The sequence below is a fragment of the Pandoraea sp. B-6 genome, assembly GCF_000282835.1.
GTDB classification, from domain to species: domain Bacteria; phylum Pseudomonadota; class Gammaproteobacteria; order Burkholderiales; family Burkholderiaceae; genus Pandoraea; species Pandoraea cepalis.
Genome location: NZ_KB290533.1, coordinates 22,961 through 34,287 on the forward strand (window position 1 = coordinate 22,961; position 11,327 = coordinate 34,287).

The window sequence follows — 11,327 nt, forward strand, 5'->3', positions numbered from 1 at the left end:
GCCCGGGTGAGCACGTACGGCGTCCACCAGCGCCTTGGCCGACGCGATGGGACTGCCGTCGACGGCCGTGATCTCGTCGCCGACACGTAGTCCAGCGGGCCCTGCCGCACCACCCGGCAGGAGCTGGCCCACCTTGACCCGCGCCGACGGCGTCAGACCGAGGCGCTGCATGAAGTCCTGCTCGCCATCGGCGTCGAAGTGCTGACCCGCCGCGTCCAGCATGTATTCAGCGCGCCCGTCGCGGGTACGCGCCACGAGCGTCACGCGCTGCCCTTCGATCATCGGATCGACCAGGCGCCAGCGAAGGTCTTCCCAGGACCGAACGGGCATCTCGTCTCCGACGGCTTCGTCAGGACTCTTCCCGTTCTCGCGAACGCCGGTAATCAACTCGCCACCGGACAGCCCCGCGCGAGCGGCCAGCGTACCGGCCGCCGGCGGTGCAATGCGCGCGACGGGTTCGGTCACGCCCGCGAGATTCAGGCCCGCATACAGGGCGATCGCCAGAAGGAAGTTCGCGACCGGACCGGCCGCCACAATGGCAAATCGCTTATAGACCGATTGGCGGTTGAAGGCCCGCGCGCGATCCTCCGGGGCGACGACCTGGGTTTCATCGCGCTCGTCGAGCATTCGGACGTACCCGCCCAGCGGCAGCGCGCAAACCGTCCACTCCGTACGATCGCGCCCCATCGTCCACTTGAGCAGCGGCGTGCCGAACCCGACCGAAAAACGCAGAACCTTGACGCCGCACAGCCGCGCGACCGAGTAGTGCCCCAACTCATGGAATACCACCAGCACGCCAATGGCGACGGCAAACGCAAGCAACGTGGTCAACAGAGTCATGAGCGAATGGGGGCGCGAAGGCGTTACGACATAGGGTCAGGCGTCAGGACGACGCCCGGGCCGGCAGTTTGGCGACGATGGCCGTCGCCAGTTCGCGCGCGCGGCGATCGGCGTCGAGCACGACGTCGAGCGACGTCGCCTCACCGACGGCAACCGCGTCGAGCACCTGCTCGACCACCTGGCCGATGGCCGTAAAGCGAATGCGGCCTTCAAGGAAGGCGGCCACGGCGATCTCGTTGGCCGCATTGAGCAGCGCGCCCGCCGTACCGCCGCGATGCAGCGCGTCGAATGCCAGACGCAGGCACGGAAAACGGCGCAAATCCGGCGCTTCGAAAGTCAGCTTGCCGATGTCGGCAAGATTGAGGCTCGCCACGCCCGACGTCACCCGATCCGGGAACGCCAGCGCGTGGGCGATGGGCGTGCGCATGTCCGGGTTGCCGAGTTGGGCGAGCGTCGAGCCGTCCGTGTACGTCACCATCGAGTGAATCACGCTCTGCGGATGGATCAACACCTCGATCTTCTCGGGCGGCATATTGAACAGCCAATGCGCCTCGATGACTTCGAGGCCCTTGTTCATCATGCTGGCGGAGTCGACCGAAATCTTGCGGCCCATCACCCAGTTCGGGTGCGCGCACGCCTCGTCCGGCGTCACGTTCTCGAGCGACGCCAGCTCGCGCTCGCGGAACGGCCCGCCCGACGCGGTCAACACCAGTTTTTCAACGCCGCGCGTCGACACGCGGGTCTCGCCGGCCACTTGCGGCAGGCATTGGAAGATGGCGTTGTGCTCGCTGTCGAGCGGCAACAACGTCGCCCCGGCGCGTTCGGCCGTCGCCATGAACAGGGCACCGGAGAGCACCAGCGACTCCTTGTTCGCCAGCAGAATGCGCTTGCCGGCGCGCGCGGCGGCGAGTGTCGACTGCAGCCCCGCGGCACCGACGATCGCCGCAACGACCATCGTGGCCTCGGCCGCTTGCGCGATCTCGACCAGCGCCTGCGGACCGTAGGTCACGTCGATCTTCAGACCGGCGTCAGCCAGACGCGCCGCCAGCGAGCGGGCACCATCGGCGTCGGCCACCACCGCCACTGCTGGGCGATGCGTGACGCACTGCTCGAACAGGCGATCCAGGTTACGGTGCGCCGACAACGCGTAGACGGAGAAGCGGCCGGGATGACGCCCCACCACATCGAGCGTGCTAACGCCAATGGAACCGGTGGAGCCAAGAATGGAGAGTCGTTGCGACATGATCAGACGAGGAGCAAAGCCAGCGGGAGCACCGGGAGCAACGCGTCGATTCGATCGAGCACGCCCCCGTGGCCGGGAAGCAGCGCGCTGGAATCCTTCACGCCGGCCTGCCGTTTGAGTTGAGATTCGAACAGATCGCCCACGACGGATAAAGCCACCAGCACCGTCAGCGCCAATGCGCCCAGTGCCAGACCTTGCGTGCCGGCGAAATGAGAAACGAGGGTTGGCGCCTGCAAGCCGCTCGCGAGAACCCCGGCAGCGACCACGAGCACCAGCAGCCACCCGCCGATCGCCCCTTCCCAGGACTTGCCGGGACTGATCGACGGCGCGAGCTTGCGACGGCCAAACGCACGGCCGGCGAAATACGCGCCCGTGTCGGCAAGCCAGACGATCACGAGCACCGAGAGCAGGAATGCCACGCCGCGATCACGCGCCAGACACAGCGCCTGCCATGCCGCGATCAGCAACACCGGGCCGGCGACCAGCAACAAACCGCGCCATGCCCCTCGCGTCGCCGGCTTGCGGGCGAGCGTGTAGGGTCCCGCGAGCACCCAAAAGATGGCCGCGGGCTTGAGCCAGATTGACGAGAGCATCCAGCCGCCTGCCCATGTCAGGCCCACCCCCAGGAGGGCGAGCGCCCCATAGAAGACGGCGCCCGTGTCATTCAGACCGACGAGCCGCCCCCATTCCCAGCCGGCGGCGGCCACGATCACGGCGGCAAGTAATGCGAACTGCGCCGGCGTACCGACGAAGATCACAGGCAAAAGAATGGCGAGAAGTACGACAGCGGTAATGACGCGTGTCTTGAGCATCAGGCGGAATGTCCCGGAGGGCTCTGGACTTGCGCGCTGGTACGGCCGAAACGGCGCTCGCGCTGCTGAAACTCGGCGACGGCCCGTTTGAGGGTATTGGCGTTGAAGTCCGGCCAGAATTCTTCGGTGAAATACAACTCAGTGTACGCCAGTTGCCACAACAGAAAATTACTGATGCGTTGATCGCCACCGGTGCGAATGAAGAGATCCGGCTCCGGCGCGTAGGCCATGCTCAGGTAAGGCGCGAGATCGTCCTCGGTGAACGGCGCGTCGAGCGCCGCGGCACCACCGGCCGCCACACGCGCGGCGGCGAGCTTCTGGGCCGCCTGCAAAATGTCCCATCGGCCGCCATAGTTGGCGGCAATGGTCAGCGTGAGGCCCGTGTTGTCCTGTGTGCGGGCTTCCGCACGCCTGACCAGTTCCTGAATGCGCGGCTCGAACGCGTCGAGCGCGCCAATGACGCGAAGGCGAATACCGTTGCTGTGCAGCTTCCCGACTTCACGCTCGAGCGCGAGAATGAAAAGCTGCATCAGCGTCGACACCTCGTCCTGCGGACGGCGCCAGTTCTCGGAACTGAACGCGAACAGCGTCAGATACTCGACGCCGATTTCGGCGCAGGCCGTCACTGCCTCTCGCACGGCATCGACGCCACGCTTGTGGCCCGCCACGCGAGGCAACTTGCGACGGGTAGCCCAACGCCCATTGCCATCCATGACGATAGCAACGTGGCGAGGAATGCTCTCTGTCTTGGGAACGGAGCGCGTAGAGCTGAGAAAACCCATTGAGGTACGGTGCGGGAGTCGAGCGCGAAAGTCAGCGGAGGTCTTGCGGTGAGTGCCGGGGCACTCAGACCGTCATGATCTCGGCATCCTTCTGCTTGACCAGTTCGTCGATCTCGGCGACAAACTTGTCCGTGAGCTTCTGCACTTCGTCGCTGCCACGGCGCTCGTCGTCTTCCGACGCTTCCTTGTCCTTGACCAGCTTCTTGAGCTGCTCGTTGGCATCGCGGCGCAGGTTACGCACGGCGACCTTGGCGGCTTCGCCTTCCGACTTGACCAGCTTGGTCAGCTCGCGACGGCGCTCTTCGGTCGGCATCGGCATCGGCACACGAATCAGATCGCCTTGCGTGGCCGGGTTCAGACCCAGATCCGATTCGCGGATGGCCTTCTCGACCACGCCAACCATCTTCTTTTCCCACGGCTGCACGCCGATCGTACGGCTATCCACGAGGTTCACGTTGGCGACCTGGGAGATGGGCACCATCGAGCCGTAGTAGTCCACCTGAACGTGATCGAGCAGGCCGACGTGCGCACGACCGGTACGAATCTTCGCCAGGTTGTTCTTGAACGACTCGATCGAGCTTTTCATCTTTTGCTCGACACTTTTCTTGACGTCAGCAACGCTCATGACAACCTCCAAACCTTGAATTGTTACGCAAACGTAAATAATACGGCGTCGGCGCGCCCATGCACGCCGACGCCGCAATTTGAACTCAAACGTGGACGAGCGTTCCCTCGTCTTCGCCGAGAATGACGTGCTTGAGCGCGCCCGGCTTCACAATCGAGAAGACTCGCACCGGCATCTTCTGGTCGCGGCACAGCGCGAAAGCCGTCGCGTCCATGACCTGCAGGTGCTTGGAGATCGCCTCGTCGAAGCTGATGGTCGAATACTTTACCGCGTTGGGATCTTTCTTGGGGTCTGCGGAGTATACGCCGTCGACCTTGGTCGCCTTGAGGACCACTTCGGCGCCGACTTCCGAACCGCGCAGCGCCGCTGCCGTGTCGGTCGTAAAGAACGGGTTGCCGGTGCCCGCGGCGAAAATCACGACTTTGCCCTCTTCGAGCTGACGGATCGCACGCGGGCGGATGTAGGGCTCGACCACCTGATCCATGCGCAGCGCGGACTGCACACGCGCTTCAATACCCGCATGGCGCATGGCATCCTGCAGCGCCAGGGCATTCATCATCGTGGCCAGCATGCCCATGTAGTCGGCCGTTGCACGGTCCATACCCGCGGCACCGCCTGCCACGCCCCGGAAAATATTACCGCCGCCGATCACGACGGCCAGTTGCGTGCCCAGGCGAACGACCTCGGCAATGTCGTCAACCATCCGTTCGATGGTCGCGCGGTTGATGCCGAACGCATCGTCACCCATGAGGGCTTCACCAGAGAGCTTGAGAAGTACGCGTTTGTAAGGAGTAGACATGGCGGTCCTTAAGAAGTCTGGTCGGGCACTGTTGGGTATTCTGGATGAAACAACGGGGACGGCACCGCCGCCCCCGGATACTGCGGTACTGCGCGAATTACGACTGCTTGGCCGCAGCCACTTGCGCCGCCACTTCCGCCGCGAAGTCGTCCTGCTTCTTCTCGATGCCTTCGCCGACCACGAACATGGTGAAAGCCTTCACCGTGGTGTTGTTGGCCTTGAGCATCTGCTCGACGCTCGACTTGTCGTCCTTCACGTAAGCCTGGTTGAACAGCGAGACTTCCTTGAGGAACTTCTGCACGCTGCCTTCCACCATCTTGGCCACGATCTCGGCCGGCTTGCCCGACTCGGCAGCCTTCTCGGCAGCGACCTTGCGTTCCTTCTCGATCAGTTCCGGCGAGACCTGATCGCCCGACACGGCCACCGGCTTCATTGCGGCGATGTGCATGGCGACGTTCTTGCCGACTTCGGCGTCAGCGCCGTCATACTCGACGACCACGCCGATACGCGTGCCGTGCAGGTAAGCCGCCAGCTTGCCCGCCGTGTCATAGCGCTGGAAGCGACGAATGGTCATGTTTTCGCCGATCTTGCCGATCAGGTCCGCGCGCACTTGCTCAACGGTCTTGCCGTCGAGCGGCAGCGCCGACAGTGCCGCCACGTCGGCCGGGTTGTGCTCGGCGACCAGCTTGGCCACGTCGTTCGCAAACTTCAGGAAGTCGTCGTTCTTCGAGACGAAGTCGGTTTCGCAGTTGATTTCGACCACGGCACCCTTGCCGCCGTCGATGTAGGCAGCGATCACGCCTTCGGCGGTGATACGGCTGGCGGCCTTGCTGGCCTTGCTGCCCAGCTTGACACGCAGGATTTCTTCAGCACGGACCATGTCGCCATCGGCTTCGGTCAGCGCCTTCTTGCATTCCATCATCGGCGCATCGGTCTTGGCGCGCAGTTCGCCCACCATTGCTGCAGTAATTGCCGGCATATCGTTACTCCTGTATATCGAATCAGTCGGGAGTGGATGGCGTCCGGACGGCCTCGCTGCCCGCCCCGTGGCGCCCCGCGCACCCGACGCGGGAAAATCGGACTAAAAAAAAGGGGCGCCACCAGCAGCCCCTTTTGTTACGCAGCGGCGGCCGCTTACGCCTCTTCGTTCACTTCGACGAACTCGTCGTTACCATCGCCGCGAACGGCTTCCACGACTTCCTTGACGGCGTTTGCACGACCTTCGAGGACGGCGTCGGCAACGCCTTGCACGTACAGCTCGACAGCCTTGCTCGAGTCGTCGTTACCCGGGATGATGTAATCCACACCTTCCGGCGAGTGGTTCGTGTCGACCACGGCGATCACCGGAATGCCCAGCTTGTTGGCTTCCGTGATGGCGATCTTGTGGTAGCCGACGTCGACGACGAAAATGGCGTCGGGCATGCCGCCCATATCCTTCACGCCACCGATCGACTTCTGCAGCTTGGCCATTTCGCGATCGAACAGCAGCGCTTCCTTCTTGCTCATGCGCTCTTGCTCGCCGGCTTCCAGGGCCTGCTCCATGTCCTTGAGCTTCTTGATCGACGACTTCAGCGTCTTGAAGTTCGTCAGCATGCCGCCCAGCCAACGGTTGTTGACGTAGGGCATGCCGGCGCGACCGGCGGCTTCCGCCACGATGTCACGCGCCTGACGCTTCGTACCCACGAACAGGATCGTGCCGCGATTTGCTGCCAGTTGACGCACGTACTTCAGTGCGTCCTGGTACATCGGCAACGTCTTTTCCAGGTTGATGATGTGAATCTTGTTGCGATGGCCGAAGATATAGGGGGCCATCTTGGGGTTCCAGAAACGGGTTTGGTGACCAAAGTGGACGCCCGCTTCCAGCATCTGACGCATAGTGACAGACATGTGATTCTCCGTGAGGGTTAGGTCTTAGACCGGCTGCCGTACCCGTTTCGCCAGACTGCCACACAGCTTTGCATGACCCGTCTGCGAAGATCGGGCACCCTGGGTGCGCCGGCCCGCGATTTCAAAATTTCCAAGCCGACGATCGACAATGCCACCCCGCAATCCGCCGGATGCGGCACCGATCGGCACCACACTGGGGCAAAAACACCCCTGAAAACCCGGCGAAGACCGTTGAAACACAAGGGAAAACCCTTGGGTTTATTAGCAATTCGTCCTCGACTTAGCCCGAGATTATAGCATCGGAGCCCACCTGCACTCAAGCGACGCGTGAACTTGTGATGACAAGTCGGAAACGCCCGATCTGCGCGGTGCTCCGGCCGGTTCACCGCGCGAGCGAGCGCTGCGCCAGGAACCTTGGAAATTCCTCGTCGGAACGCTCCGAAATCCAAGCCGGACGGGGCGAAAACCGTCCGTTGGTGCGATAATGCGGCACTGTTTACGCAATCTCTCCGATTCAGCAATGGCCATCACCCTCAAGAATGCCCACGATATTGAAATGATGCGCGTCGCCTGCCGACTGGCCAGCGAGGTGCTCGATTTCATTACACCGCATGTGCGCGCCGGCGTCACGACCGGGGAGCTCGACCAGCTCTGCCACGAATACATGCTCAAGGAGCAGGGCACCGTGCCGGCACCGCTGAACTATCAACCGCCCGGTTATCCGCCCTACCCCAAGGCCACCTGCATCTCGGTCAACGACGTGATCTGTCACGGCATTCCCGGCGACAAAACGCTCAAGAACGGCGACGCCCTGAACATCGACATCACCGTCATCAAGGATGGCTACTTCGGCGATACCAGCCGCATGTTCATCGTCGGCGAAGGTTCGATCCTGGCGAAGCGTTTGGCTCAGGTGACGTATGAATGCATGTGGCTCGGCATCAACCAGGTGCGCCCGGGCGCGCATCTGGGCGATATCGGCCACGCCATCCAGACGCATGCCGAAGCCCAGGGATATAGCGTGGTTCGCGAATACTGTGGCCACGGCATCGGCCAGGTATTCCACGAGGACCCGCAGATCGTGCATTACGGTCGCCAGGGCACCGGCCTCGAGTTGCAGGCGGGCATGATCTTTACCATCGAGCCGATGATCAACGCGGGCAAGCGCGAGATTCGGACGATGCCCGATCAATGGACGGTCAAAACGCGCGATCGCAGTCTGTCGGCGCAATGGGAGCACACGGTGCTCGTGACGCCAACGGGCCACGAGGTGCTCACGCACTCCGCCCTGACGCCACCGCCGCCGCCCGGTTCGTCGTACGTGACATCGTTCGCCACCGCTACCTGAGCCACTGAAGTCCGGCCGCCTGTCACCGCGGCGGCCGCCCGGCCTGACTCGTTACTTTCACCACCAGGAAGCCGCCATGCACGCGCGTGCGCACGCCCCGTCTCCGCTACGTCAGGCCCTCAAGGACCGCAAAGCCGAACTCGTCGACCGCTTTTCCACACATGGCAAGATCGACGTGCTTCTGCATGGCTTATGCCAGGCGGTCGATCAAGCCATGCGCGACGCGTGGGACGAGTGCGAAATGCCCGACGGTTTCGCGCTCGTCGCCGTGGGCGGCTACGGGCGCGGCGAACTGTACCCGCACTCGGACGTCGACATTCTCCTGCTCCACGCGGACGCCGACGCGCAGGTGCTCACCTCGCACGTGGAGCCGTTTATCGGCTTCCTTTGGGATATCGGGCTCGAGATCGGATCGTCGGTCCGCACGGTCGACGAGTGCATCACCGAAGCCCATGCCGACGTCACGGTACAAACCAGCCTGCTCGAAGCCCGCCTGCTCACCGGCAATGCGGCGCTCTTCGACGACTTCGAGCGGCGCTTCTCCGCCGATCTCGATCCGCGAGCGTTTTTCCGCAGCAAACAGCTGGAGATCCGCCAGCGTCACGCCAAGTATCAGGACACCCCGTACAGCCTTGAACCCAACTGCAAGGAAAGCCCCGGCGGACTGCGCGACCTGCAGGTCATTCTCTGGATGACGAAGGCCGCCGGCCTCGGCAACAGCTGGGCGGAACTGTTCGCGCGGGAACTGCTGACCGATCGCGAGCTCAAGGAGCTGCGACGCAACGAGCAATTCCTCAAGGGCCTGCGCGCACGGCTGCACTTATTGGCGCGACGGCGTCAGGACGTGCTCGTATTCGACATGCAAACGTCGCTCGCGCAAAGTCTCGGCTTCGACGCCACCCCCACCAAGCGGGCCAGCGAGCAGCTCATGCGGCGCTACTACTGGGCCGCCAAAGCCGTCTCGCAACTCAATACGGTGCTGCTGCTCAACGTCGAAGCGCGCCTGTTCCCGCAAACCAGCGGGGTCACGCGGGTGATCAACGAGCGTTTCGTCGAGAAGCAAGGGATGATCGAAATCGTGGACGACGAGTTGTACCAGCGTCACCCGAACGCGATCCTCGAGACGTTCCTGCTTTACGAACAGGTCGTCGGTGTGAAGGGGCTCTCGGCGCGCACGCTGCGGGCGCTGTACAACGCTCGCGAACTGATGAACGCGCAGTGGCGCGCCGACCCCGAGAATCGCAGCACGTTTCTCGGCATTCTCCAGCAGCCACAGGGCATTACCCACGCCTTGCGCCTGATGAACCAGACGAGCGTGCTCGGCCGCTATCTGATCAACTTTCGTCGCGTGGTCGGCCAGATGCAGCACGACCTGTACCACGTCTACACCGTCGACCAGCACATCCTGATGGTCGTGCGCAACATCCGCCGTTTCGCCGTGGCGGAGCACGCGCACGAGTACCCGTTCTGCAGCCAGTTGATCGCGAACTTCGACCGACCTTGGGCGCTGACGGTCGCGGCCTTGTTTCACGACATTGCGAAGGGTCGCGGCGGCGATCACTCCACGCTCGGCATGGCCGATGCCCGACGTTTCTGCACCCGTCACGGCATCGACGAGGAGGACACGGATCTGATCGTCTGGCTGGTGGGTGAGCATCTGACGATGAGCACGGTGGCGCAGAAGCAGGACACCACCGACCCCGAGGTCATCCGCCGCTTTGCGGCGAAAGTGGGGAATGAGCGGCGCCTGACGGCACTGTATCTACTGACGGTCGCCGATATTCGCGGCACCAGCCCGAAGGTATGGAACGCCTGGAAGGGCAAGCTGCTGGAAGACCTGTACCGGCTGACGTTGCAGGTGCTGGGCGGCGCCAATCCGGATCCGCGTTCACAGCTCAAAACGCGCAAGGAAGAGGCCCTCGGGCTGCTGCGCCTTTACACCGTGCCGGAGCGCGCGCAGGAGGCGCTCTGGAGCACGCTGGACGTCGCCTACTTCCTGCGCAACGATCCGGCCGACGTCGCATGGCAGACGCGCCATCTTTGGCGGCACGTGGGCAGCGCGACCCCCATTGTCAAGGCACGTCCCTCACCGATCGGCGAAGGTCTGCAGGTGATGGTCTACGTGCGCGACCAGCTCGATCTGTTCGCGCGCATTTGCGGCTATTTCGAGCGCAAAGGGCTATCGATTCTCGACGCCAAGGTACATACGACCAGTCACGGCTTTGCCCTGGACAGCTTTCTGCTGACCGACCCGGGTCTGGACACGAGCTATCGCGACATCATCAATCTGGTGGAGAGCGAACTGGTGTCGCTGCTCACGCGTGTCGAGCCGCTGGCAGAGCCCAGCAAAGGCCGGCTGCCGCGACGCTCGCGCAGTTTCCCGGTCACGCCGCGCGTCGATTTGCGACCCGACGATCGCGGTCAGTACTACTTGCTATCGGTGTCGGCCAACGACCGCACCGGTCTGCTGTACGCGGTCGCTCGCGTGCTTGCGCGTCACGGCGTAAGCGTGCGTACCGCCCGCATCAACACCCTCGGCGAGCGTGTCGAAGACACGTTCCTGCTCGATGGCAGCCGTTTGCAGGACAGTCGTCTGCAAATCGCCGTCGAGACCGAATTACTCGAAGCATTGGAATCATGAGCGATACCCCGCGCACCAAACTGAGCGCCAAACATCCCCGCACTCTCGACAAGACTCGCGCTCCGGTGCGTTCGTCCGGCGCGCTGAGCCGTCCGACCAAAGCCGTGCCCGCGTCGATGCTCGACGCGAGCGGCGCAAAGAAGAAGCCGGCCGCGAAACCGGCACGACCGCGTCCGGTGGACAATGCGGCTGCGCCGGCGGGTACACGTCGCCCGGCCGGAAGTGCCGCCGCGCCACGCAAACCTGCGGCCGGCAGCACAACGCCGTACGAAAAGCGTTCGACGGGCGAACGTCCGCCCGCACGTGGCCAACGCGAGCGCGTTGCTGGCGCGCGTCCGGCACGACTTGAC

At 63.5% G+C, this 11,327-nt stretch carries 9 protein-coding genes and 2 pseudogenes; 3 read left to right on the forward strand and 8 right to left on the reverse strand.

What is annotated here, in order from left to right; all coding sequences use genetic code 11:
- From rseP to rpsB, 8 genes and pseudogenes are all read right to left on the reverse strand, one after another.
- Positions 1–840 (reverse strand): annotated as a pseudogene (rseP, locus tag A985_RS29290) (RIP metalloprotease RseP); the annotation flags it as partial.
- Between the two features lie 43 nt (positions 841–883).
- Positions 884–2,083, reverse strand: a complete 1,200-nt coding sequence (ispC, locus tag A985_RS0114545; RefSeq protein ID WP_017234134.1) for a 1-deoxy-D-xylulose-5-phosphate reductoisomerase — start codon at positions 2,081–2,083, stop codon at positions 884–886.
- A 2-nt stretch (positions 2,084–2,085) separates the two neighbouring features.
- The gene (locus A985_RS0114550; protein ID WP_017234135.1) at positions 2,086–2,895 is read right to left on the reverse strand and encodes a phosphatidate cytidylyltransferase; all 810 of its coding nucleotides are present in this window, start codon (positions 2,893–2,895) and stop codon (positions 2,086–2,088) included.
- Positions 2,895–3,677: a polyprenyl diphosphate synthase gene (gene uppS, locus A985_RS0114555; protein WP_026131983.1), complete on the reverse strand. Its 783-nt coding sequence runs from the start codon at positions 3,675–3,677 to the stop codon at positions 2,895–2,897. The genes A985_RS0114550 and uppS overlap by 1 nt, the downstream gene beginning before the upstream one ends.
- A gap of 64 nt (positions 3,678–3,741) precedes the next feature.
- Positions 3,742–4,302, reverse strand: coding sequence for a ribosome recycling factor (gene frr / locus A985_RS0114560; protein ID WP_017234137.1), 561 nt, complete (start codon positions 4,300–4,302; stop codon positions 3,742–3,744).
- 85 nt (positions 4,303–4,387) lie between these two features.
- Positions 4,388–5,101 (reverse strand): UMP kinase, encoded by a 714-nt coding sequence (pyrH, locus tag A985_RS0114565; protein WP_026131984.1) that lies wholly within the window; start codon positions 5,099–5,101, stop codon positions 4,388–4,390.
- A 97-nt stretch (positions 5,102–5,198) separates the two neighbouring features.
- On the reverse strand, positions 5,199–6,080 hold the full coding sequence (gene tsf / locus A985_RS0114570) for a translation elongation factor Ts (protein WP_026131985.1): 882 nt from the start codon (positions 6,078–6,080) through the stop codon (positions 5,199–5,201).
- A gap of 155 nt (positions 6,081–6,235) precedes the next feature.
- Positions 6,236–6,988: a 30S ribosomal protein S2 gene (gene rpsB, locus A985_RS0114575; RefSeq protein ID WP_020372913.1), complete on the reverse strand. Its 753-nt coding sequence runs from the start codon at positions 6,986–6,988 to the stop codon at positions 6,236–6,238.
- Between the two features lie 484 nt (positions 6,989–7,472).
- Between rpsB and map the strand changes: the two genes are divergently transcribed.
- From map to A985_RS29295, 3 genes and pseudogenes are all read left to right on the forward strand, one after another.
- Positions 7,473–8,336, forward strand: coding sequence for a type I methionyl aminopeptidase (gene map, locus A985_RS0114580; protein ID WP_083902314.1), 864 nt, complete (start codon positions 7,473–7,475; stop codon positions 8,334–8,336).
- A 76-nt stretch (positions 8,337–8,412) separates the two neighbouring features.
- On the forward strand, positions 8,413–10,977 hold the full coding sequence (locus tag A985_RS0114585) for a [protein-PII] uridylyltransferase (RefSeq protein ID WP_017234142.1): 2,565 nt from the start codon (positions 8,413–8,415) through the stop codon (positions 10,975–10,977).
- A pseudogene (locus tag A985_RS29295) lies at positions 10,974–11,327 on the forward strand (pseudouridine synthase); the annotation flags it as partial. The gene A985_RS0114585 and the pseudogene A985_RS29295, both read left to right, overlap by 4 nt.